Here is a 22,537-nt window from a genome sequence, read left to right on the forward strand (position 1 = left end):
CTACGCCAGGGATTCGGGAAGAATCTTGCCCGGGTTCATAATGTTATCGGGGTCGAGCGCCTGTTTGATCGCGCCCATGACGCCCACTGCCGCTCCCAGTTCCTTGACCAGATAGGGGCGTTTGCCCTGTCCGATGCCATGCTCTCCGGTGCATGTCCCCTCCATCGAGATCGCGAGCTCGTTGAGCCAGCTGATGAAGTCTTCGGCGCCGGCGACTTCATCCGCGTCGTCCATATCCAGAAGCAGCGAGGCGTGGAAATTGCCATCGCCTGCGTGGCCGACGATGGGCGCGATCAGACCCAGCTCCGCCGCTTTGGCGTTCGCGCGCCCGACCGCTTCGGCCAGCCTTGAGATCGGCACACAAACATCGGTTGCCACAGCCTTGCAGCCGGGGCGCAGGGCCAGCATCGCCCAATAGGCATCATGGCGCGCTTGCCACAGCTTGTTGCGTTCCTCCATCGTGGTGGTCGCCTGATAGTCGGTGCCACCGTTTTCATCGGCAAGCGCTGCGAATGTCTCGGTCTGTTCGACCACACCGGCGTCAGAGCCATGAAACTCCAGCAGCAACATCGGCGTTTCGGGCAGCGACAGTTTGGCATAGCCATTCACCGCGCGCACGACCATCGCGTCCAGCAGCTCTATCCGTGCGACGGGCAGCCCGTATTGGATCACGCTTTGCACGGTTTCACAGGCCGCCTCGACCGAGGGGAAGGAACAGCGGGCAGAGCTGATCGCCTCGGGGATGCCTTGTAGCTTCAACGTGATCTCGGTGATCACGCCCAATGTCCCTTCAGAGCCCACCATCAGACGCGTCAGATCGTATCCGGCGGATGATTTGCGCGCCCGTGCCCCGGTGCGGATCACCGTGCCATCGGCCATCACCGCCTCGACCGCCAGCACGTTGTCCTTCATCGTGCCATAGCGCACCGCGTTGGTGCCCGAGGCCCGCGTCGCCGTCATCCCGCCAAGCGAGGCATTGGCCCCGGGATCAATGGGAAAGAACAGGCCCTGATCCCGCAAAAGGGTGTTCAGTGCCTCGCGGGTGACGCCGGGTTGCACGCGGCAATCCAGATCGCCGGCGTTGACCTCGACCACCGCGTCCATCTGCGTGACGTCGATCGACACGCCCCCCGCGGGCGCATTCACATGCCCTTCAAGCGAGGTGCCGGTGCCGAAGGCGATGACCGGCACCTTATGCGCGGCGCAGACCTTGACCACAGCCGCGACATCATCGGTCGAGCGGGCAAAAACCACAGCATCAGGAGCCTGATTTCTGATCCAGGTCGTCGTATGCCCGTGCTGTTCGCGGATCGCGCCCCCCGTCTGGAAGCGTTCGCCGAATTGCTGCTTGAGGATACCCAAAGCGGTGTCGATCCCGGTCTCGTTGCGGGGCATGTCGGTGGCCTGTGCCATGTGGTCTTTCCTTTGGTTCAGAATGGGCGATCACTCGCCAAGGGCGATGCCTTCGCGGCGCGGGTCAGCCCCGCCGCGCAGGTCATCGCCAATCGAAATCATATGCAACCCCGAGGTCAGCGCGCGGGTGTTCACCTCATAGCCAAGGCCGGACAGCGCATCGGCCATCGCGGCGGCGTCGGTGCCTTCCTCAAGGTCGTAGGGGCCGAACCGGTTGATCGCATGGGGCAGTGCTGCGGCCTGTTGCACATCCATCCCCCAATCCAGATGCGCGATGATCGCGCCCGCGACATAGCCAATGATGCGGCTGCCACCGGGGCTGCCCACGGCCAGAACCGGCGCGCCATCCTTCATCACAATCGTCGGTGCCATCGACGAGCGCGGGCGTTTTCCCGGCTCGACCCGATTGGCGATCGGCACGCCATCGGTATGCGACCGGAAAGAGAAATCCGTCAGCTCATTGTTCAACAAAAACCCGCGCACCATCAGGCGGCTCCCAAAGCCGTTTTCGATGGTGGTGGTCATGCTCGCGACATTGCCCATGCTGTCCACGATCGACACATGCGATGTCGACGGCAGCTCGATAGAGATATCATCGGCAAAGTTTAGGGCATGGTCGAAAGCGGGCGCGCCTGCGGTGACTTCGGGCAGCGCATCGTCGCCCTGCAACAGCTTGGCGCGATCCGCCAGATAGGATGGGTCGAGCATACCGGTCACCGGCACCGGCACATAATCGGTATCGGCCACATAGCGCCCCCGATCCGCAAACGCGAGCCGCGAGGCATCGCCGATCAGCCGCAGCACATCCGCGTCCGCCGGTCCGGCGCTCAGGTCCGCATTTTCCAGCAGCCCCAGTATTTGCCCTACGGCCAGCGCACCAGAGGACGGCGGCCCCATGCCGCAGACCTCATGCCCGTGATAGGGCGCGCAAAGGGCGTCGCGTTCCTTGACCCGATAGATCGAAAGATCGACCTCTGACAGCACACCGGGGTTGGTGGCCCCTTGGACAGCCCCCACGATGTCGCGCGCAATGTCGCCGGTATAGAAAGACTCCACCCCGCGTTCAGCCATCGCCGCGACCGTGCGGGCATAATCGGGATTCTTGAGCGTATCGCCTGCCTGAACCGGCGTGCCGTTCGGCATGAAATAGGATGCTGTCGTTTCCGACGTTGCCAGCCGTTCGGCGTCATCAGCCACCAGCCCCGCAAGACGTGGGGATACGGCAAAGCCTTTCTCGGCCAATGCGACAGAGGGGGCCAGCAAATCGGCCCACGGCTGGTTGCCCCATTTCTCATGCGCTGCGGCCATCAACGCAGGGGTGCCCGGCGTACCGACCGACCGCCCGCCAACGACGGCGTCAAAGAACCCCAGCGGCACACCTTGATCGTCCTGAAAGAGTTGCGGCGTGACCGCCAGCGGCGCGGTTTCGCGCCCGTCCAGCGTGGTCAGCCTGCCCGATGCGGCGTCATACCAGACCAGAAACGCCCCGCCGCCCAGGCCAGAGCTTTGCGGCTCCACCAGCCCCAGCATCGCTTGGACGGCGACCAGCGCATCGGCTGCGGTGCCGCCCCGTGCCAGCACATCCGCCCCCGCCTGAACCGCATGAGGGTTGGCGGCGGCGACCATCCAGTTCCGGGCGATGACGGGTTTGCCCGCATCCTTAGCCTCGAAGGCGGCGGTGATCCGCGGCGACATGCCGGTAAAGCTGCCTTGGCTGGCACCTTCGGGCGCGACACTATCGGCGGCCTGTTGCGCGAAAGCGGCCCCGCTTACAAAACCACCTATGGCGATGGCTGTGCAGGTCCGCCCGATGTACTTTACGATGTGATGTGCAAGCATGGTCCCCTCCCCGTTCCGGTGCTCGGGGTCAACCTACTTGTTTTTAGCGCCAGCGCAAATTGAACCGCACCGGCGCTGCGCCTAAAGCATCGAGGGTACGACCTGATCCGGCGGACGGTGCCCGTCTTCGAAGGTCTTGATGTTGATGATGACCTTCTCGCCCATTTCTACCCGCCCTTCGAGCGTCGCAGACCCCATATGCGGCAAGAGCACGACATTGCTCAGCTCGCGCAGGCGCGGGTTGATGTCGGTGCCGTGTTCATACACGTCCAGCCCTGCGCCTTGCAGCTCGCCCGCGCGCAGCATCCGCGTCAGGGCGTTTTCGTCGATCACCTCCCCCCGGGACGTGTTTACGATCACCGCGTCGGGCTTCATCAGCTTCAGGCGGCGGGCGTTCATCAGATGGAAGGTGCTGGGGGTGTGCGGGCAGTTGATGCTCATCACGTCCATGCGGGCCACCATCTGGTCAAGGCTTTCCCAATAGGTCGCGCCAAGGCTCTCTTCGATCTCGGGGCGCAGACGGCGGCGGTTGTGGTAGTGGACCTGCATGCCAAAGGCAGCCGCGCGCCGTGCGACGGCCTGACCAATGCGGCCCATCCCCAGAATACCCAAACGGCGGCCGCTGACGCGCCCGCCAAGCAGCGCGGTCGGGGCCCAGCCCTGCCAATCACCTTTTTGCATCTGCGCCATGCCTTCGGACATGCGCCGTGTGACCGCGAGAATCAGCGCCATGGTCATATCGGCGGTGTCTTCAGTCAGCACGCCGGGGGTATTGGAGACCAGAATCCCGCGTTGCCGCGCTGTCATCACGTCAATATGATCGACCCCCGCCCCGTAGTTCGCGATCAGTTTCAGCCGGTCCCCCGCCTGCCCGATCAGCGCCGCGTCGATTTCATCGGTCACGGTGGGCACCAGGATATCCGCAGTTTTCATCGCCTCGCCCAGTTCAGAGCGGGTCATCGGCGTGTCATCCGCGCGCAACGTCACATGAAACAGTTCCGTCAATCGCTTTTCGACGACTTCCGGCAACCGTCGCGTGACTACAACACTTAGCGGTTGCTTTGACATTGTGGGCCTCCCAAATATGGCTTTGCACTGTGCTTGGTGGCATGGTGTCCCAAGCAGAGACGAGGCACAAGAACCTCGCAGGGCAAAACTGCATTAAATCAACGGCAACAGACCAGACAGGCAGTCATGAAACCGATGTTACGTTCCGTCCTTTTGGGCGCCCTTGCAGCCGTTCACCTGTGCACCACCCCGGTTTTCGCGCAAGAGGTCGGCCAGGTGACCAACCTGCCGGTGCCCCGTTTCGTGTCCATGAAAGCGAGCGAGGGGAACGTGCGGCGCGGGCCATCGCTGACGCACCGGATCGATTGGGTGTTCAAACATCGCGACCTGCCCCTGCGCATCACGGCAGAGCATGGCCATTGGCGCCGCGTCGAAGACCGCGACGGTATGGGCGGCTGGGTGCATTATTCGCTGTTGTCGGGCACGCGCACCGTTCTGGTCGAACAGGACCGTTTGCAGCTGCTTGTCCGCCCCGACCCCAAGGCCCCCGTCGAGGCAGAGCTTGAACTGGGCGTGATCGCGCGGCTCGGAGCCTGCGACCTTGAATGGTGTTTCCTGCGGGTCGGCGGCTATAAAGGCTGGGCCCCCAAAGCACGGCTTTGGGGCGTGGGTCCGAAAGAGCTACGCGACTGACCGCGCAATTGCACATGCCGCGGTCTTGGGCTTAGGTGACAAAAACCGTCCCCATGATCAGGAGCTCTCATGCGCGCAGTCACCTATTCCACCCTTGGCGAAGCACGCGACGCGCTGACCCTGACCGAGATGCCAACCCCTGCCCCCGCTGCGGGCGAGGTGCTGGTGCGGCTGGCCGTGTCGGGCGTCAACCCGTCCGATGTGAAATCCCGACGCGGGCGCCCCGGCATGACCCATCCGCCCTTCGAGACAGTGATCCCGCATAGCGATGGTGCCGGCGTGATCGAGGCCGTGGGCGACGGTGTGGACCACGCCCGCGTGGGCCAGCGCGTCTGGATCTGGAACGGGCAATGGCAGCGCCCCTTCGGCACTGCCGCGACCCATATCGCCCTGCCGCAAGCCCAAGCTGTCCCGCTGCCCGATGACGTGAGCTTTGACACTGCCGCCAGCCTTGGCATCCCCGGGCTGACCGCGGCCCACGCCGTGTTCAACGGCGGTGATGTCGCGGGGCAAACGCTGCTGATCCAGGGGGGCGCGGGCACCGTCGGCTATCTCGCTGTGCAATTCGCCGCCTGGGCAGGGGCGCGCGTTATCGCCACTACCGGAGCCAGTGGGGCCGAGCGCGCAAAATCCGCAGGCGCACAGGTCGTGCTGGACTATAGCGCCCCCGATCTGGCGCAACAGGTGCTTGATGCCAACGGTGGTGCCCCCGTCGACCAGATCATTGAGGTCGAATTCGGGGCCAATATCGCGCTGGATGCCGAAGTGATCAAACCCAACGGGCGCATCGCGGCCTATGGCTCTGCCAAGGTGATGGAGCCGACGCTCCCCTTCCTGCCCCTGCTCTTTAAGGCGGTGACCATCGACATCATCCTCGTCTACCTGCTGACCGAGGCCGAACGTACCCTCGCGATCAAGAAAACCCACCAAGCCTTGGCCGAAGGGGCGCTGCACTGCCCGGTCGAGCAGACATTCGCGCTCTCAGACACGGTCAAAGCCCATGAAGCCGTCGAAGCCGGTGCCCGCGCCGGTGCGATCTTGATCAACTGCGAAGGCTGACAGCCCTCGCACGCGACATATACTGCACCCTTGAAGCGAGGGGGACGGCGGCGGTGCGTCGCCCCGTTCGCACGATCACGTGTTCGCTCGGACACAGGATATCAGCAGCAAGACCTACAGCGGCAATAGGCCCCCTGCGGCCGAGCGACCCCGCTGATCCTCCCCAATAGAACACAGCCTGCTCTGCCCCGAACACGGCTCAAGAATAAATTCCGAGATTCTCCTCACTTTTTCTCCAGAAAGGTATTGCACCCCCCCGCACTCCGGACTAATTACGCCCACACGTTGGGATGTAGCCAAGTGGTAAGGCAACTGTTTTTGGTACAGTGTACCGTAGGTTCGAATCCTACCATCCCAGCCAACACCACCTTTTTCAGATAATTCAAACACTTCCGAATGCCACCGCGACTGGGATCGTAGCAGGTTTTCGTAGCAGTTTGTGACATCACAGCCCGTGACAAGTAGCGATGCCGGTCCATTATCTGGCCGTCATAGAAATTCGACTTTGCGATTCCTTTTGCGAACACTTCACCCATGTTAGGGGTAGCTCCGCCACAGTTGAGTAGCAGCGGCGGAGCTCTATTGTTTCACCTAAATAAATGACGCGTTGTCATTATCCCACCCACGCGAGCTCACCGATCAGCTTGTTGCAGGCTTCTTGCGGGGTGGTAAATGCGACCATTGTATTGAATCCGGTCTGCATATCGTTACGCGCTTTTGCGATTACGGCGTCCGTTGCTCCGAGATTTCGTGCAGTAGCAACATTCTTGCTAGCGTCCTCTCGCAATGTCTTCACACTTGAGTATCCCCCAGCATACCCCGCGCATTGTCTAGCAACTATCTCCGCCCCAGCGGCTCTTCTGGCAGCGGCTTCCATTGGCGACGCCGCAGGTGCAACACATCCAGCCAATGTCACTAGCGTAACAGCAGTTAAAATCATGTTTTTCATAAATGCCTCCTTTGCATTAACGAAGAAAGGCATAGCCATTTCCCTCATACAAGCATGAATTGAATCTACCACCAACCAACTCGCTAGACACGAACTTCCGTGGATCACTCTTGTATTTGGTAGCAACACCAGAGGAAGCTAATTCGCACGTGCGTTTAATGGGGTTAGGACGGTTTTTTAAGTTGCTCTAGCTCTTCGCGCTGCGCGCTCAGATCGCCTGTCTGAAAGTCTCTGTCCGTTGGAGGCTGGCATTCGCCAGCCTCACTCCCTTCGCCTTGCCCCCGTTTCCGCCCCAGCGTGATCGATACTCAAGCAGGCTAATCTTGGTTCTCGACTGGAGACAGAGGTGATGAGAGCTGCCGGAGATAGGCATTGGTCGCGGTAAACCACCCGAAAGAGATCAGGGGCACCCGCCCCCCCTCGAATTCGCTGCCGTGCCCAGCCACCCAAGGTGGCCGAGCGGCAGCATAAAGAACCCTTGGGAAGGGTTCTGAAGTCTGTGTAGCTGGCATGGCCCCAACGGCCTCACATACTCAGGTGGCGATGCGGCCAGCAGGGGCGATGCCAAACGCGCTATTGGCTGGCCATGCCAACCATCATCGACCCCAGTGCGACAAGGTGGATCAGCATGATCGCCCTGTCGTTCCACAGGGTGCCTACGATGAACCAACCGATGACGCCGACGATGAACAGATAGAGGTTCCACGGCGTCCAGCCGAATCCCGTTGCGGCGTAGCCGAGGATCTGCACGATCGATGCGGCCCATTTGATCCAGAACGCAAGTCGGGTGCTGCTGCGCAAGGCGATCAGATCAGACGGCACGGGTCAGCCCTCCGTCGATGCGCCAGTTCTGACCGGTGACATAGCCGCCTTGGTCGGACGCCAACCACCCGATGAGGGAGGAGACCTCTGCCTCGGTGCCATACCGGCCCATGGGGATGCGCGCGCGGCGGTCGTCTGTTTCGGGCAGGCTGTCGATGAACCCCGGCAAGACATTGTTCATGCGGATGTTCTTGTCTGCGTATTGATCGGCGTAAAGCTTGGCGAACCCTGCAAGCCCCGCGCGGAAAATCCCTGATGTGGGGAACAGAGGGTCGGGCTCGAACGCCGCGAAGGTAGAGATGTTGATGATCGCGCCGCCGCCCTGTGCTGCCATGATCGGGGTCACCAGTCGCGTAGGGCGGATCACGTTCATCAGGTAAACGTCCATGCCCTGATGCCAGTCGTCATCCGTCATCTCCAAAATGTCGCCCTTGGGTCCGTGACCGGCCGAGTTCACCAGCACATCCACGCGCCCCCACCGCTCCATAGCGCCATCAACCAATTGCGCCAGATCATCAACCGACTGGTTGGTGCCGGTGACACCGAAGCCGCCAAGCTCTTTGGCCAGTGCTTCGCCTTTGCCAGAGGACGACAGGATCGCGACCTTGAACCCATCGGCGGCAAGCTTTTTGGCAGCCCCTGCCCCCATGCCGCTGCCGCCCGCTGTGATTAACGCTACTTTTTCTACACTCATGACGTTTGCCTCCTTTATGTGTTAAGCAGCGCTAGCGCGTCTGCTTCACCGCAGGTAAGCGCTTTGCAACGCTTCGACCAGCCAGACATACTGCTGCATGACGATAGGATTTCTACTGTGCCGACCTCGAACGACCTCCCCCCTCTGAACGGGCTGCGCGCCTTTGCAGCTGCGGGCCGCCATCTTACCTTTCGCGCCGCAGCTGATGAATTGGGCGTGACCCAAGGTGCCGTGGCCCAACAGGTGCGCGGGCTAGAAGACCACCTGAACCTGCGTCTCTTCCTCAGAGAGCCGCGCGGGTTGGCCTTTACCGAAGAAGGGCGCGCCTATCACATCGCGATTGCCCGCGCTTTCGACCAAATGGCCGATGCAACAGATGCGCTGCGCACCGCGCCGTCCCACGTCACGATCAGTGTCACCCCCACCTTTGCGTCGAAATGGCTGATCCCCCGACTGGCAGCCTTTACCCAAGCGCACCCCGGCATTGATCTGCGCATCACCGCGACCGAAAGAGTGTCCAGCTTTCACGCGGATGGAATCGACCTTGCCGTGCGGCAGGGCAATCCGCCGTTCGGGGCGAGCCTGCGCGCGGATCTGTTGTTCGAGCAGCAGATCGTCGCCGTCTGCGCCCCCCATTTGGCAGAAGCGCTGAACACGCCGATGGACGCGGCAGGTATCGCAGAGGCGACGCTGCTGCATGACACGCACGATCTTTGGCCGCAGTTCATCAAAACGGTCTTTGGGCGCGATGTCCCGACGGCGCGCGGTCTGCGGTTCAACCAGACGACGCTTAGCCTTGATGCGGCGCTTGCCGGTCAGGGGATCGCCCTTGCCAACCGGTTTCTTGTCCAGCGTGATCTGCGTGCGAAACGGCTGGTGCAACCGATTGAAGGCGCATTGAGCGGTGGTAGCGGGTTTTACCTTTTGTCCCCACGGCAAGGCTCCCCAAGCGGTGCCGCTCATGTCCGCGATTGGCTACTGGGCCGCGCCCGCGACGACGTGGCAGAGGCCGCCCTAACGCCAAACGACGAAAGCAACCTTCCCATAGCGGAACCCTGACCCGCTGGCGGGGGTTCTTCTTCATAGATGTCACAAGACAAAGGGCCCCCTTCTCATGAAGACGACACTGACCGTTAACGGCGAAGACCATAGTCTTGACGCCGACACCCGCACGTCGCTACTGGATGCGCTGCGCAATCACCTGAACCTCACCGGCACCAAAAAGGGCTGCGATCACGGCCAATGCGGTGCCTGCACCGTCATGGTCAACGGCCGCCGCATCAATTCCTGCCTGACGCTCGCCTGTATGCACGACGGCGACGAGATCACCACGATCGAGGGTCTGGGCGATGAACGCAACCTGTCCGACATGCAGCAGAACTTTGTCAAACACGACGGTTTCCAGTGCGGCTATTGCACACCTGGTCAGATATGCTCAGCCACCGCCATGCTCGAAGAGTTCAAAGCCGGCTGGCCCTCTAACGTATCCGGCAGTCTGACAGCCTCGCCCGAGCTGACCGACGACGAGATATCAGAGCGGATGTCCGGCAATATCTGTCGCTGTGCCGCCTACCCCAACATTGTCGATGCGATCCGCGAAACGGCGAAGGGGCAGTCATGAAACAGTTCGATTACATCCGCGCCGGTGCGAATAGCGATGTCACCGGTACCCCAGATGCCACGATTATCGCCGGGGGCACCAATCTACTGGACCTTATGAAACTAGAGGTGATGACCCCCGACCGGCTGGTCGATATCTCGCGATTGGACCTCAAACAGATCACCCCAACCCGCGATGGCGGGCTACGCATCGGTGCTTTGGTCACCAACTCTGATCTGGCAGCGGATATGACGGTACGGTCGGATTATGCCGCACTCTCCTCCGCCCTGCTGGCGGGCGCGTCCGGTCAGCTGCGCAACAAGGCGACCACGGGGGGCAACCTGCTGCAACGCACCCGCTGCTACTATTTCTACGACACCGATCAGCCCTGTAACAAGCGCGACCCCGGCTCAGGCTGTAGTGCGATGGAGGGGGCGAACCGTCTGCACGCGATCCTTGGTGTGACCGACAAATGTATCGCCAGCCACCCCAGCGATATGGCGGTGGCCATGCAGATGCTAGGGGCCGAGGTCGAGATCGAGACCACCGATGGTGTGACCCGCACTGTGCCGCTGTCCGACTTCTATCTGATCCCCACCGACCCCGCCGTCGAAACCGTCTTGCAACCCGGCGAGTTGATCACCGCCGTGATCCTCCCCGCCCCCGCCGAGGGTCGCCAGACCTACCGCAAGGTACGCGACCGCGCGTCCTACGCCTTTGCGATGGTATCGGTCGCGGCGCGGATCAAGGTGACGGATGGCAAGATCACCCAAGCCGCAATTGCCTGCGGCGGTATCGGATCAATGCCTTGGCGCGATCCGGCGGTCGAGGACGCGTTGATCGGCCAAGAACCCGCGCGCGAGGTGTTTGGCAAAGCCGCTGATATTCTGGTCGCGGAGGCCGCACCGAAAGAGGGCAATGCGTTCAAGGTGCCGCTGGCACGGCGCACGTTCATCGCCACGCTCAAGGAACTCACGGGGGTACAGCAATGACCGACGGTAGCAATATTTCGACCGCCGAACTGACGATGGATGAACCCGATGACCGCAACCGGCTGGACGCCACGGTTCAGGGGTTGATCCACACTGGCATGGACCGCCCTGACGGCCCGCTGAAAGTATCAGGCCGCGCCACCTACGCGCATGAGGATCAGCCCACGGGCATGTTGACCGGCGTTTTGGTGCGTGCCCCTGTCGCGGGCGGTCAGGTCACCGGCCTGAACGCCGAGGCGATCCGCAAGCTGGATGGGGTGCGCGGTGTGTTCCACGGCAAGACCTTCCTGCGTAATCCCGCACAAGGCACCGCGAACGAAGCACCGGTGCAGCCGGACGGCAAGATTTCCTATGTCGGTCAGCCCGTGGGTTTGGTCGTCGCCGATACGTTCGAGCAAGCCCGCCATGCGGCCCATATGGTCGAGCTTCAGATCACGCCCGACGATGCGGTCACCGACCTGGAAACGGCAGAGATCGAGACCCCGAAGGAAAAACAATCCTCCCAAGGTGATCTCGACGCCGCCCTGTCGCAAGCCGCCTATACCGTGGACGAAACCTATCGCACAGGCGGGCATAGCTCGTCGGCAATGGAACCCCACGCCGCGATCGCGCAATTGGACGGCGACAAGCTGACCCTGCGCGGGTCGTACCAGATGCTCAAATACAATGTGAACGAACTGGCCGACGCCCTAGGGATCGACCCAGAGAATGTGCATCTTCTGGCCCCGTTCGTGGGAGGTGGCTTCGGCTCCAAACTGGGCATCAGCCACGAGGCCGTGGCCGCGGCGCTCGCCGCGCGCGAGTTGGGGGCACCGGTGGCTGTCGTATTGACGCGCCAGCAGGTGCTAGAAGCGACAATGCGTCGATCCGAGACCGTGCAGCACATCAAGCTCGCCGCGGATGCCGACGGGCGTATGACCGGCATCGGGCACGATTCCACCGTGTCGCAACTGATGGACGAAAGCTTTGCAGAGCCGGTAGCCCAGGCCACGCCATTCCTTTACCGTGGTGAGAACCGCGAGATCGGGATGCACATCAAGCGGATCAACCGCATGTGTGCAGGCTCTGTCCGCGCGCCGGGGGAAGCGGTCGGGATCACCGCACTTGAGATCGCGATGGACGAACTGGCGGTCGCAAGTGGCATCGACCCTGTCGAACTACGCAAACGCAACATTCCGGATGTCGACCCGTCAGACGGGCGCGCATTCTCATCCCACAAATTGGCCGAGGCGTTGGATGATGGGGCCAAGACCTTTGGCTGGGACAGCCGCGAGGTTGGCAAGACAGACGGTGAATGGCTGATCGGCTACGGCATGGCCTCTGCCACCCGTGTCAATATGCTGGGCGAAAGCCACGCCCGCGTGACGCTGAATCAGGACGGTAGTCTGCTGGTTGAAACCGACATGACCGACATCGGCACGGGCACCTATGCGATCCTCACCCAGATTGCGGGCGAAATGCTGGGCGTGCCTTCGGACCGTGTGACCGTGCGTTTGGGCGACAGCAGCCTGCCCAAAGCCGCCGGATCCGGTGGCAGCTGGGGTGCTGCGTCCTCGGGCGGGTCGGTTTTTGTCGCCTGCGAAGCCCTGCGCAAAAAGATCGCCGAGGCTATGGGCGTAGATGAACGCGACCTGACCCTGCAAGATGGGGTCGCCACCGCCAACAACCGTCGCGCCGATCTGCCGGAATTCACCAAGGATGGCCCGCTCACGGTCAAGGGCACGATCAGGAAGGGTGACACCCAGACCGACCGCCGCCAGGCCACCTTCGGTGCCTTCTTTGCCGAGGTCGGCGTGAACAGCGTCACCGGCGAGACGCGCGTGCGCCGGATGCACGGCAGCTTCGCCGCCGGTCGCATCCTGAACGCCAAGACAGCGCGCTCGCAATGTCTGGGCGGCATGACCTTTGGCATCGGCATGGCGCTGACCGAAGAGCTGATGTTCGACAAACGCGACGGCCATCTGGTGAACAACGATCTGGCTGAATACCACGTGCCGGTAAACCTTGACGTGCCACAGCTGACCGTGAACTTCGTGCAGGAACGTGACCCTTGGGCGAACCCCATGCAGGCCAAAGGCATCGGAGAGCTGGGTATCTGCGGCGCAGGCGCATCCATCATCAACGCGATCTACGACGCTTGCGGTGTGCGGGTGCGTGACCTGCCCGCGACGATGGACAAGATCCTGTCGGGCCTTCCAGAGATGTAACCGGCTGCATCCGCAAACAAAGCAACCGGCGCGGCGAAAGCTTGCGCCGGTTTTTTTGTGGGCTTTTGTCTATGTTTGGCCATTTCCCGGCAGGAGATCCGGCACGGGGGTAGCGCATCGTCCAATCCCGATCCCTGGGGCGGTCGTGGTACCCTCCGCCCCCTTCGCCAGCAACACGACACAAAAAAGCCCGCGCGATGAAGCGCGGGCTTTTATCAGCTATACCGGCATTATCAGGACTTCTTGACGTCTCCGACACCCTGTTTATCGGCCTCGGCTTCGGCAGCGTCGACAACACGTTGGCCGGAGGCTTTGGCCTTCTCGACAATCGCGTCTGCCGCTGTATCACCCGGGGCCGCGGCGTCCGCGTCTTCCTTGGTTTCGCGCAACACCTTCTTCGCCTCGTCAGAGGCCGCCTGAGCAACCTTGCCGAGCTTTGCCTTTTCTTCGGCGAAGATACGTTCAGCGTCGGCCATCAGCTGGTCGCTATGCTGACCCATGTAGCGGTCCTCGGTCCGGCTGCGGGGCAGTGCGGCGCCGATGGCGGCCCCAACGGCGAGCGCAAGCGCGCCGGCGATCAGCGGCTGTTCTTCGTACATATCAACGGCACGATCCCGACCCTCGCGGCCATAGGAGGCGGCTGTCGCACGGGCACGAACGGCGCTTTCACGCGCGGCAATGACGCGCTCGCGGGCTTGCTCTGACAGGTCTTCGGTGCCCTCGGCCAGACGGCGGCGCAACTGCGCTGCGCGCTCGGAGGCGGAGGATGCAAAGTCGCGCGCCCCCGATGCGACGGAATGACCAGCATCCGATACCGCACCTGCGGCCCCCTTGGCTTTGTCTGCCACGGCCGAGCCCGCGTTTTGGGCGGACCCCGCTACGCTGGACGCCGCGCCCGATACACGGTCACCGGCGCGCGATGCCGCGTCGCCTGCACGCTGTGCGATACCGGGCTGATCGTCATCTTCTGTAAGCGCCCAAGTTGGCACATCACCCGTCCGCGCAACATCGCCCGAGTAATAGGGCTTGGACGGATCGCCGGGCTGTGGCCCCAGATCACGACGCTGGCCCACTGGAACAACGCCATGCTGTTCTGCACTGACCGGAAGGTCGTGGTCGTCGTGACGGACACCGTAATAGTTTGCATGCCCGCGGGTGTCGCGATAATCGCGATCATCGCGCGAAACATAGCGGTCGCGGCCTGGCATCTTGTCGCCGGCCATCAACCACGCGAGGCCAACACCGGTCAGCGCCAGCGCAATCGGATTGCGCTTTACCGCATCGGTGACAGAGCGGCCGATGTCGCCCCCGTGTTCGCGGAACTGATCCGAGAATTGGCGGGCGATGGTTTCGACCGAGAACTTGTCTTGCAGATCGTCCAGCGTGCTGGTCAATCCGGCGCGCTCGCGCTCGATCTCGCGTTCGATTTCTTCGGGGCTGCGGTTATTACTTGTCATCGTAAACCTCCTTCACGGCTTGCGCGTCACGTTTTACGTTTTTGGTGGTGCGGGTCGGTGCCAAGCTGCTGAGTTTCAGCGCATTGGTCCCTTTGTTGACCATCACATAGGCGATCAGTGCAAAGGCAACGCCGACGATCAGGGCCGACCACCCCGCAGGGATGCCTGCTTCGGTGAGGGCTGCAACCAATGCCGCGGACAGCACGTTCAAAGCGGTCAGGGCAACGACGACAGCGCCGACGATCAGACCGATGGCCGCACCCGCAGATTTCAGATTTTCGTTTACTTCGGCACGGGCCAGATCGACCTCGCTGCGGACCAGCGAACTGACGTGGGTCAGCGCATCGCTCAGCAGGCTGCCGGTGGATTTATTGGGATCGGTGGTCATACTGTGCTCCCTTTCGGTGTGGTGTTTACGGCGGGGCTGGCGACATCACCTGTATCTAGGTTATGCGCGCGCTCTGCAGGTGCGGGGCGTTCCATCTCGCGGCCCTCGTAGGCATAGCGTTCGCCGCGTGCGCCAGTGTTCGACGCTTTGGCAAACCGTGTCGCGGCAAAGCCGACCAAGGCAGCACCGCCCAGAAAGACGAAGGGGTTGCGTTTGGCAAAGTCAGATACCGCGCCGACCATCTCGCCGAGATCCTTGTCGCGCATGGAGTCAGAAGCATCCGCAAGCCCGTCTGCAAGCTGGCTAAAGGTGCGTTCTTGTGGCGACCCGCTGCGCAGTTCGTCGGCGGCGGTGCGCAATGCGCTGGCCACGCCTCTGACTTCGCTCGCGGCGGCACCTTTGGCCTCATCCGCATAGCGTGCGGCATCGGAGGCAACGGTGTCGGCCACGTCTTTCGCCCGCGCTTTGGCTTCATCCGTAGCGGAGGCGGCGGTGGCTTTTACTTTTTCATTCAGGTCCTGCGCGCCGGCAGGATTGCTATTTTTAGTATCAGTCATGATGCGCTCCTTTTGTTAGGCGATGAGGTTGAGAACGGCGAGAACGACCACGATCAGGCCGATGAGGTAGAAAATTCCATGCATTCAATTTCTCCTTTTTTGTCACGTTCCTGTTATTGAAGACCCAACCGTCAGAGTTGAATTTCGTTCCGCGCTTCCGACGTTGGGGGCGATAAAACTCGCGTCGGAACAGGTGTGATTTTAGGGTGCATATAAAGGCACGCGCGAAGCCGCCGCGCACGCAGACAGCGTGGAACGCATTGGCGCATCGCCGCGTTGGTCAGGGAATACAAATCACATCGCAAAGGAGATCGATATGCCGATGAACAGCCTTAAAGACGTGTACCATGACCAACTCCAAGACCTGTACAGCGCGAACAAACAGTCGCTGGATGTGGTCGTCGCCCTAGGCCGTGCCGCCAAGGATAAAGAGCTTTCCGAAGCCCTGATCGCCGGATCGAACGGCATCAGCGACGGCATGGAAAAGATTGCCGAGATATGCAACGCCCACGGTATTTCGCCCACGGGTGAACACTGCAAAGGGATGGAAGGGCTTGTGGCCGAGGCGAAGGCCCACGCGCTGGAAGAAGATTTCGGCGACGACGACGTACGCGACGCCATGATCATCACACAGTATCAGCGCATGGTGCATTACGCGCTGGCCGGATACGGCTGCCTTGTCGCCTTTGCCAACCGTCTGGGCAAAGACGAAGATGGTGCCATCCTGCAGGAATGTCTGGATCAGACCTATGACGGTGACCGCCGCATGACCGACATCGCGACAGGTGGCGTGAATAAAGCCGCAGCCTAAGTTTGCGACAGTTGGGGCGTTAGCCCCCAACCAATGTGCAAAAGCCCCGCTGGATCAGCGGGGCTTTTCTCATGTCTGCCTACCTCGAAGAACCGTGTCGCGGCGTCAGCTCGCTTCTGCCGCGGTCGCTTGGGGGAAGTAATCGACCCCCTCTTTCTCGGCGAGCTTGTGGATCTCTGCCATGATGCCTTCACGCGCGTCGCAGGCGGCCTCCCAAGAGGTGTTGGGGTCGGCACAGGGCACGAGGAACCAGACGTCCTTGCCCAACACATCCTGCCCCGCCACCCGCACGCATACGTCATCTCGATTGCCCACGTATTTCTCGTCCAGCGCGTCGATCACCTTGTCGAATGCGTCGCGCAACGCATCCACATCTGCGGTGTGAGACAGTTTGATCTTAACGATGCGCAACATTTCCGGCTCCTGCATGGTCCAGTTCTTGAACGGGGTAGAGACGAATTCGGTCACCGGCACGACCAGCCGCGTGCCATCCCAGTCGCGCAGCTGCACATAGGTGAAATGGATCCGCTCCACGTGGCATAGCGCGTCGTTGAACACGATACGGTCGCCGATCTTGGCTGATCCGTTCAAGGCGATCTGCAACGACGACATGATATTGCTTAAAATGCTGCGCGCGGCGAAGCCCAAGACAAGGGTGACCGCCCCAGCCGTCCCTAGCAACGTCAGCCCGAGGTTCTGAAACACATTGGTCTGCGACAGGAATATACCGCCGCCAACCAGCACGACAGCCACAACAAAGACCCGACGCGCCGCCGAGATGCGCGTTGCGGTGGTACGTTTGTGCACCTCTTCCTTGAGGGTCAGGTCGGTTTCCTCGACCTGCGTCAGGTGATCCAGGATAACCTCGACGCAATTGACCACAAACCACAACCCCGCCCCTATCAGCCCCAGCCATGCGGTCGGGACCAACACTGTCGTAAGCTCTGCCGAGAAAGAGAAAATCTTGGCCTCGACCACCATCACAAACAGGGTCGACACACCCACGCAGGCGGGCCCGCGTACCGATCGGAATATCTGCCGCGCCAGCTGCGACGGCACACGCTCCGCGATCCACCCTGTCAGCAACCAGACCAGTCGCGCCACGTAAATCGCCAGCGCGATCAGCACCGGCAGGCCGATGAGTTCCCACAGCGCAAGATCAACGACCGTGTTTTCTGTCAGCACATCGGGCAGCATGGTTTCAAGCCGACCGGGCCCGTAGCGGGTGTAGAGCCGCGGAATATTCTGCACCGTATGGCGCGAGAACACCCAGACAGGGTCGCCCCCTTCGGGCTTGATCCGGTTTAGGCGGATGGACGCGGGGTAGTCGTCCATATCAAGCGTCCACAGCAACAGCGATTTGCGCGGCGTGCCCGCCATCGCCTTGTCAGAGGTGGATGTCGCATCCAGCGCATCGGGCCGGTCCAGCAGGTTGTCCCAGTTGATCACAGTTTTCCGGCTGATCACGGTTTCAAGCTGTCGGATCAGCGATGTCCCCACGTCCTGCTGGCGATCCTGCTGGATATCGGACAGGTCAAGCAGATGCGCGGCACCGACCCAATCATCGCGGCGCACGGCCCGCACAAGGCTTTCCATCGTCGCACGGGGTGTTTCGCGGTCGATTTCCGGCGTGACCGCGGGCAGACCGCTGTTCAATGCCTCGACGCAATACCAGCGGGCGGTATCGCAGGCTTCCTCTTCCTCCTGCGCCCAAAGCGGTGCCGCAAAGATCAAAAGGGTAGCCATCAGACCCGCGAGGTATCGTAGTTTGCTCAAATCACTCTCCATTCCGGCGTCACGAAATCACGTGACATGTCGGTGTTGTGACTGAGCTAGCGCAGCTGCCGCATTCTACCAGTTTTGATCTGGGCAATTCGTGCCGCCAGGCGCACCTGACCGCAAGATCAGGCCCCCACCTGCCCTGTGGCTTCGTGCAACATCTTGGTCACATGGTTCGTGGCATAGGGCTTGGGCACAAAGGCAGCCCCGCTTGGCACATCCGCTTCGTCAAGTTCGATCACGCCCGACGCGATCATGATCACCACCGGAGGCCAGGTCGTGCGCACATAGGCCGCCAGTTTGAGCCCGTTCATGGTGCCGGGCATATCTATATCGGTGAACAGGATGCCAATATCAGATTGCGTCTGCATCACTTCGATGGCTTCGTCGGCCGATCCGGCTTCATAGGTCTTAAAGCCGGCCTCTTCGATCATATCGACGGCCCCCATACGGATCAGCGGTTCATCTTCTACGATCAGCACGGCGGGTAGGTTCTGATAATCCACGTTTGGACAGCTTTCATTAATGATCAATGGGCTTGCAGAGCACCATTCTTAGATCGTCAAACCTGCCAGTGGAGCTTGTAGCATAAAGCTCAAACCCTCTGGCGCGTAGTTTAGTTCCGCCGATCCGTTAAAATATCCGGCGAGCGCTTGTTCTATCATCCGGCTGCCAAAGCCCTTGCGGCTTGGCGGTGTGACCAATGGGCCGCCGCTTTCGGTCCAGCTGAGGTGAAACACCTCTGCGCCATCGCTTGCCCGAGCGACCTTCCACCGCACCGCAATCTTGCCGTCGTCCCCGTCACCGGACAAAGCGCCGTATTTCGTGGCGTTGGTCGACAGTTCGTGCAGCGCCATCGTCAAGGCCAGCGCCTGTTTGGACCCGATCGGCACATCCGGCCCCTCTATCGCGAACCGTCCCTCACCCGTCCGATGAGGGGCCAACGCGGCCTCGATCACCTCGAGGATACGGGTCTGTGCCCATGCGGCCTTGATCAAACGGTCATGCGCCTGCGCCATCATGCCGATACGCGACTGGATAGCGACCTGTGCATCCTTCAGGTTTTCGGACTGACGCAGCGTCTGCGACACCATGACATTGACCATCGCAAGGGTATTTTTCACCCGATGGTTCATCTCGCCCAGCATCAGCTGCCGCTGTTCTTCGGCGACCTTGATCTCGTGTATATCCGTGCAGGTGCCATACCAGCGCGTGATCCGTCCGGCCTCGTCGCGCACAGGCTGGGCACGCCCCAGCACCCACCGATACTGCCCCGTGCGGTGCCGCAGGCGATATTCGATTTCATAGTGCTCGCCGGTCTCAAGACTGTGACCCCAACGCGCCCAGGCTTTTTCCTGATCGTCGGGATGGAACATGCCGTTCCAGCCCTCGCCGTCAGTCGATCCTTCGGGCACACCGGTGAATTCATACCAGCGGTCGTTGTAATAATCGTGAAACCCGTCCGGCAAAGTGGACCAGATCATCTGATCGACCGAATTCGCAATCGCGTGGAACTTGGCCTCACTCTCGAACAGCTGACGTTCCCGCAGTTCAAGCTGCTCCAGATGTTTGCGCGCCTCATGCTGCCGCCGCCGCGCCTTGAGCGCGGAGCGAACCGAGCGTACCAGTTCCTCTGCGTGCAAAGGGCGCGACAAGAGCACCGCGTTGCTCAGCTGGTCAATCCTTGCCGCCGCGTGGTTGCTACGGCTGGAGGACGTGCCATTGGCCAGCACGATAAACGGGACATCCGACCACGGGGGCTGCGCGGCAAGCGCCTCTTGCAAGGTATCGACCCCGACGCCTGCCAGCGCCTCTTCGGTCACCAGAATCGCGCCGATTTGTCGCCCGACGAGGCCCGCAAGCTCCCCAAGCGAGGCGACGGATGTCGATGCAATATCATGCTGGTCAAGCAGCTGCCCGGCGACAGCCGCATCCCGTCCGCGTGGCGCGAGAATACCGACAGAGACCAAAAGCGCATCATCCGGGGTCTCTGGTTCGGATGACGATGCCATTTGTGGTGTCACTTGGCACCGTCGCTGGTTTGAGGGTCGAGCTGCAAAAGCGCGTCTGTGCGCTGCGTGAACACCGGCGTCCCTGACAACACGCCCGAGAAACTGCGGATAGGTTCGCCGATCACGATACCAGTCGCGTCGATCTTGAATTCACGGATGCTGCGCTCATGGTCAGACGTACGGGTCTTGATCACCGCGATGGATTTGCGCACTTCGCCTTCGGCCTCGAAAAACCGCAGCATCATGACGGTATCGGCAAGATAGCTGATATCGATGTCGGTCCGCAGTTCCCCTGTGACACCATGTTGCCCAAGGATCATCAGCGACACCACGCCCTGCTGCGCGAGATAGCTGAGCAGCTCATGCATCTGTAGCACAAGGAAATTATCACTTGGCATCGCGTGCAAATACGCGTTGAGGCTGTCGATCGCGACAACATTTACCCCGTCTTTTTCAACCGAGGTGCGCACCGCGCTGGCGAATTCACCGGGCGACAGTTCCGCCGGATCGATCTGCCGGATTTCCAACTGCCCGTTGTCGATGAACGGCTGCACGTCCATGCCAAGCGCCCGCGAGCGGGTAAGCAACGTTGACAGTCGCTCGTCGAACAGGAAATACGCGGCTTTCTCGCCTCGGTTCAACGCGGCCAGCATGCAGCGCACCGCCGTCGTTGTCTTGCCCACGCCAGCAGGACCGGCCAGCAGCGCATTGGTGCCGGGCACAAGCCCCCCGCCCAGCAAAGCGTCGAGCGCGTCCAGCCCCGTTGTCACCGCATCAGCCGAAAAATCGCGCGCGTGATCCGCCGCGATCAGGCGCGGGTAGACGCACAACCCGCCCTTTTCGATGGTAAAATCGTGGTAGCCGCCGTGATACTTCAAGCCGCGCATCTTGATCACACGCAACCGGCGCCGTTCCGACCCGAAATCATTGGCCAATTGTTCAAGCGAGACGACGCCATGCGCGATGGAGTGAAGCTGTAGATCCCCCGGTTCAGCCGTTCGGTCGTCCAGCATCAAGACCGTGCAATTACGCCGCGCAAAGAAATGCTTTAGCGCCAGGATTTGCCGACGGTAGCGTAGCGGGTTCTGCGCCAGCAAGCGCAGCTCTGACAGGCTGTCGAGAACGACACGGGTCGGATTATTCTCTTCCACCAGATTGATGATACCACGCACGGTTTCCCCGAGTTCGACTTCGCTTGGGTGCAGCAAGGATTGCTCCCGATCAGAGCTGTACTCATCTTCCGCGACCAGCTCGTACAGATCAATATCGTCTAGCGTCCAGGAGTGGGACTGTGCGACAGCCGTGAGCTCATCAACCGTTTCGGAAAGCGTGATATAAAGACCGTGCTCACCATTTTCGCGACCATTCATGAGGAACTTCAACGCGAGCGTTGTTTTGCCGGACCCCGGCGTCCCTTCGACAAGATACAGCCGATGCGGGGTCAACCCGCCACACAGCACATCATCCAAACCAGACGTCCCTGTCGACAGCCGCCTCTGCGCCGCCCCAGTGGTACGATCGCCCATTACTTGCACCCCACTCGTATCATACTCTTACGGTGCCCTTACTCCAGCAGTGGGCCCATGTATCCGCCGTATTTTACTCAATGATGAATATTCAAGCAAATCGATTTGTATCGATGGAACGCCAGAGTGCCGGATGCCCCGCGGGACTGTTCGGTAAAGGGGCGGCGGCCCGATTGCTCTTGAAAAACGCGTGCGGTTTTGCCACCTATGGCAGTGTGAGGACGACCTCCCCTGAATGGAAAACTGTCGGGACGACCCGGCCCTTCAATGAGGTATAACATGCGCTCTGCATTTGACCGTCTTCGCCACGCCATCAGTTTTGAAGTTATCGCGCTGATCCTTGTGATCCCCGCTGGCGCGATCCTGTTTAACGTGCCCCTACATGACTTTGGTGTCGTGGGCATTGTCAGCGCCACGCTCGCGACGCTTTGGAACCTTGGCTATAACGTGCTTTTCGACTTAGCCCTACAACGGCTGACTGGAACCACCCTGAAATCGCGCATCGTCCGGGTGCTGCACGCGCTGGTGTTCGAGGCGGGGCTGCTGATGGTTCTGTTGCCCTTCATCGCGTGGTATCTGGGGATCAGCCTGTGGGATGCCTTCGTGCTGGATATCGCACTGGCGGCATTCTACCTCGTTTATTCCTACGTGTTTAACCTGATCTACGACACGCTTTTTCCGCTACCCGAATGGTCGCAAAAGCAGGCGGAAAGCGCCTAGCTCATCAACCC

General features: G+C 61.2%; 21 protein-coding genes and 1 tRNA gene. 9 read left to right on the top strand and 13 right to left on the bottom strand.

What is annotated here, in order from left to right; genetic code table 11:
* The 3 genes from IV89_RS12845 to IV89_RS12855 all read right to left on the bottom strand — a co-directional run bounded on the left by IV89_RS12845 (position 1) and on the right by IV89_RS12855 (position 4,320).
* Positions 1–1,413, bottom strand: a complete 1,413-nt coding sequence (locus IV89_RS12845) for an FAD-linked oxidase C-terminal domain-containing protein (protein ID WP_037943632.1) — start codon at positions 1,411–1,413, stop codon at positions 1–3.
* Between the two features lie 30 nt (positions 1,414–1,443).
* Positions 1,444–3,252 (bottom strand): gamma-glutamyltransferase, encoded by a 1,809-nt coding sequence (gene ggt / locus IV89_RS12850; RefSeq protein WP_051843930.1) that lies wholly within the window; start codon positions 3,250–3,252, stop codon positions 1,444–1,446.
* A gap of 81 nt (positions 3,253–3,333) precedes the next feature.
* Complete coding sequence (locus IV89_RS12855; protein ID WP_037943631.1) at positions 3,334–4,320, bottom strand: D-glycerate dehydrogenase; 987 nt, start codon at positions 4,318–4,320, stop codon at positions 3,334–3,336.
* Positions 4,321–4,446: 126 nt separating this feature from the next.
* Between IV89_RS12855 and IV89_RS12860 the strand changes: the two genes are divergently transcribed.
* The 3 genes from IV89_RS12860 to IV89_RS12870 all read left to right on the top strand — a co-directional run bounded on the left by IV89_RS12860 (position 4,447) and on the right by IV89_RS12870 (position 6,373).
* On the top strand, positions 4,447–4,953 hold the full coding sequence (locus tag IV89_RS12860) for an SH3 domain-containing protein (RefSeq protein ID WP_005852039.1): 507 nt from the start codon (positions 4,447–4,449) through the stop codon (positions 4,951–4,953).
* 69 nt (positions 4,954–5,022) lie between these two features.
* The gene (locus IV89_RS12865; protein WP_037943630.1) at positions 5,023–6,012 is read left to right on the top strand and encodes an NADPH:quinone reductase; all 990 of its coding nucleotides are present in this window, start codon (positions 5,023–5,025) and stop codon (positions 6,010–6,012) included.
* A 286-nt stretch (positions 6,013–6,298) separates the two neighbouring features.
* Positions 6,299–6,373 (top strand) — tRNA-Gln (locus IV89_RS12870).
* A gap of 252 nt (positions 6,374–6,625) precedes the next feature.
* Here the strand turns inward: IV89_RS12870 and IV89_RS12875 are convergent.
* The 3 genes from IV89_RS12875 to IV89_RS12885 form a co-directional block, all read right to left on the bottom strand.
* Complete coding sequence (locus IV89_RS12875) at positions 6,626–6,961, bottom strand: hypothetical protein (RefSeq protein WP_051843929.1); 336 nt, start codon at positions 6,959–6,961, stop codon at positions 6,626–6,628.
* A gap of 573 nt (positions 6,962–7,534) precedes the next feature.
* Positions 7,535–7,783, bottom strand: coding sequence for a DUF6552 family protein (locus IV89_RS12880; protein ID WP_009826291.1), 249 nt, complete (start codon positions 7,781–7,783; stop codon positions 7,535–7,537).
* On the bottom strand, positions 7,773–8,477 hold the full coding sequence (locus IV89_RS12885; protein WP_037943629.1) for an SDR family oxidoreductase: 705 nt from the start codon (positions 8,475–8,477) through the stop codon (positions 7,773–7,775). Before IV89_RS12885 ends, IV89_RS12880 begins: the two co-directional genes overlap by 11 nt.
* Positions 8,478–8,594: 117 nt before the next feature.
* Here IV89_RS12885 and IV89_RS12890 point away from each other — a divergent pair, with 117 nt between their 5' ends.
* From IV89_RS12890 to IV89_RS12905, 4 genes are read left to right on the top strand one after another with little or no spacing between them, the layout of a single operon-like run.
* Positions 8,595–9,536 carry a LysR substrate-binding domain-containing protein gene (locus tag IV89_RS12890; protein WP_005852030.1) on the top strand — a complete coding sequence of 314 codons (942 nt, stop codon included), beginning with the start codon at positions 8,595–8,597 and terminating at the stop codon, positions 9,534–9,536.
* Between the two features lie 55 nt (positions 9,537–9,591).
* Positions 9,592–10,098, top strand: coding sequence for a 2Fe-2S iron-sulfur cluster-binding protein (locus IV89_RS12895; protein ID WP_005852029.1), 507 nt, complete (start codon positions 9,592–9,594; stop codon positions 10,096–10,098).
* Entirely contained in the window at positions 10,095–11,069 is a 975-nt protein-coding gene (locus IV89_RS12900) for a xanthine dehydrogenase family protein subunit M (RefSeq protein WP_037943628.1), read from the top strand. Before IV89_RS12895 ends, IV89_RS12900 begins: the two co-directional genes overlap by 4 nt.
* On the top strand, positions 11,066–13,276 hold the full coding sequence (locus IV89_RS12905) for a xanthine dehydrogenase family protein molybdopterin-binding subunit (RefSeq protein ID WP_037943627.1): 2,211 nt from the start codon (positions 11,066–11,068) through the stop codon (positions 13,274–13,276). Before IV89_RS12900 ends, IV89_RS12905 begins: the two co-directional genes overlap by 4 nt.
* Before the next feature lie 233 nt (positions 13,277–13,509).
* Here IV89_RS12905 and IV89_RS12910 read toward each other — a convergent pair whose 3' ends face one another.
* From IV89_RS12910 to IV89_RS12920, 3 genes are read right to left on the bottom strand one after another with little or no spacing between them, the layout of a single operon-like run.
* Positions 13,510–14,733: a DUF3618 domain-containing protein gene (locus IV89_RS12910; protein ID WP_037943626.1), complete on the bottom strand. Its 1,224-nt coding sequence runs from the start codon at positions 14,731–14,733 to the stop codon at positions 13,510–13,512.
* Positions 14,723–15,121, bottom strand: coding sequence for a phage holin family protein (locus IV89_RS12915; RefSeq protein ID WP_005852019.1), 399 nt, complete (start codon positions 15,119–15,121; stop codon positions 14,723–14,725). Before IV89_RS12915 ends, IV89_RS12910 begins: the two co-directional genes overlap by 11 nt.
* Positions 15,118–15,678: a hypothetical protein gene (locus IV89_RS12920; RefSeq protein WP_037943625.1), complete on the bottom strand. Its 561-nt coding sequence runs from the start codon at positions 15,676–15,678 to the stop codon at positions 15,118–15,120. Before IV89_RS12920 ends, IV89_RS12915 begins: the two co-directional genes overlap by 4 nt.
* A 316-nt stretch (positions 15,679–15,994) precedes the next feature.
* Between IV89_RS12920 and IV89_RS12925 the strand changes: the two genes are divergently transcribed.
* The gene (locus IV89_RS12925) at positions 15,995–16,489 is read left to right on the top strand and encodes a ferritin-like domain-containing protein (RefSeq protein WP_005852015.1); all 495 of its coding nucleotides are present in this window, start codon (positions 15,995–15,997) and stop codon (positions 16,487–16,489) included.
* 105 nt (positions 16,490–16,594) lie between these two features.
* Here the strand turns inward: IV89_RS12925 and IV89_RS12930 are convergent, their stop codons facing one another.
* The 4 genes from IV89_RS12930 to IV89_RS12945 all read right to left on the bottom strand — a co-directional run bounded on the left by IV89_RS12930 (position 16,595) and on the right by IV89_RS12945 (position 21,806).
* Positions 16,595–18,265 carry a mechanosensitive ion channel domain-containing protein gene (locus IV89_RS12930; RefSeq protein WP_235183756.1) on the bottom strand — a complete coding sequence of 557 codons (1,671 nt, stop codon included), beginning with the start codon at positions 18,263–18,265 and terminating at the stop codon, positions 16,595–16,597.
* Between the two features lie 128 nt (positions 18,266–18,393).
* On the bottom strand, positions 18,394–18,774 hold the full coding sequence (locus IV89_RS12935) for a response regulator (protein WP_037943624.1): 381 nt from the start codon (positions 18,772–18,774) through the stop codon (positions 18,394–18,396).
* A 48-nt stretch (positions 18,775–18,822) separates the two neighbouring features.
* Positions 18,823–20,280, bottom strand: coding sequence for an HWE histidine kinase domain-containing protein (locus IV89_RS12940; RefSeq protein WP_037943620.1), 1,458 nt, complete (start codon positions 20,278–20,280; stop codon positions 18,823–18,825).
* An 8-nt stretch (positions 20,281–20,288) separates the two neighbouring features.
* A complete protein-coding gene (locus IV89_RS12945; protein WP_037943619.1) occupies positions 20,289–21,806 on the bottom strand; it encodes an ATPase domain-containing protein in 1,518 nt (505 codons plus the stop codon).
* A 279-nt stretch (positions 21,807–22,085) separates the two neighbouring features.
* On the opposite strand from IV89_RS12945, the gene IV89_RS12950 reads away from it, so the two are divergent.
* The gene (locus IV89_RS12950; protein WP_037943618.1) at positions 22,086–22,526 is read left to right on the top strand and encodes a PACE efflux transporter; all 441 of its coding nucleotides are present in this window, start codon (positions 22,086–22,088) and stop codon (positions 22,524–22,526) included.
* The last annotated feature ends 11 nt before the right edge of the window (positions 22,527–22,537 follow it).

This window comes from Sulfitobacter sp. CB2047, assembly GCF_000735125.2.
GTDB classification, from domain to species: domain Bacteria; phylum Pseudomonadota; class Alphaproteobacteria; order Rhodobacterales; family Rhodobacteraceae; genus Sulfitobacter; species Sulfitobacter pontiacus.

Bases quoted from the DNA above. Each gene is read 5' to 3' on its own strand.
- IV89_RS12845 (WP_037943632.1), bottom strand. From the start codon at position 1,413: ATGGCACAGGCCACCGACATGCCCCGCAACGAGACCGGGATCGACACC.
- ggt (WP_051843930.1), bottom strand. From the start codon at position 3,252: ATGCTTGCACATCACATCGTAAAGTACATCGGGCGGACCTGCACAGCC.
- IV89_RS12855 (WP_037943631.1), bottom strand. From the start codon at position 4,320: ATGTCAAAGCAACCGCTAAGTGTTGTAGTCACGCGACGGTTGCCGGAA.
- IV89_RS12860 (WP_005852039.1), top strand. From the start codon at position 4,447: ATGAAACCGATGTTACGTTCCGTCCTTTTGGGCGCCCTTGCAGCCGTT.
- IV89_RS12865 (WP_037943630.1), top strand. From the start codon at position 5,023: ATGCGCGCAGTCACCTATTCCACCCTTGGCGAAGCACGCGACGCGCTG.
- IV89_RS12875 (WP_051843929.1), bottom strand. From the start codon at position 6,961: ATGAAAAACATGATTTTAACTGCTGTTACGCTAGTGACATTGGCTGGA.
- IV89_RS12885 (WP_037943629.1), bottom strand. From the start codon at position 8,477: ATGAGTGTAGAAAAAGTAGCGTTAATCACAGCGGGCGGCAGCGGCATG.
- IV89_RS12895 (WP_005852029.1), top strand. From the start codon at position 9,592: ATGAAGACGACACTGACCGTTAACGGCGAAGACCATAGTCTTGACGCC.
- IV89_RS12900 (WP_037943628.1), top strand. From the start codon at position 10,095: ATGAAACAGTTCGATTACATCCGCGCCGGTGCGAATAGCGATGTCACC.
- IV89_RS12905 (WP_037943627.1), top strand. From the start codon at position 11,066: ATGACCGACGGTAGCAATATTTCGACCGCCGAACTGACGATGGATGAA.
- IV89_RS12910 (WP_037943626.1), bottom strand. From the start codon at position 14,733: ATGACAAGTAATAACCGCAGCCCCGAAGAAATCGAACGCGAGATCGAG.
- IV89_RS12915 (WP_005852019.1), bottom strand. From the start codon at position 15,121: ATGACCACCGATCCCAATAAATCCACCGGCAGCCTGCTGAGCGATGCG.
- IV89_RS12920 (WP_037943625.1), bottom strand. From the start codon at position 15,678: ATGACTGATACTAAAAATAGCAATCCTGCCGGCGCGCAGGACCTGAAT.
- IV89_RS12925 (WP_005852015.1), top strand. From the start codon at position 15,995: ATGCCGATGAACAGCCTTAAAGACGTGTACCATGACCAACTCCAAGAC.
- IV89_RS12940 (WP_037943620.1), bottom strand. From the start codon at position 20,280: ATGGCATCGTCATCCGAACCAGAGACCCCGGATGATGCGCTTTTGGTC.
- IV89_RS12945 (WP_037943619.1), bottom strand. From the start codon at position 21,806: ATGGGCGATCGTACCACTGGGGCGGCGCAGAGGCGGCTGTCGACAGGG.
- IV89_RS12950 (WP_037943618.1), top strand. From the start codon at position 22,086: ATGCGCTCTGCATTTGACCGTCTTCGCCACGCCATCAGTTTTGAAGTT.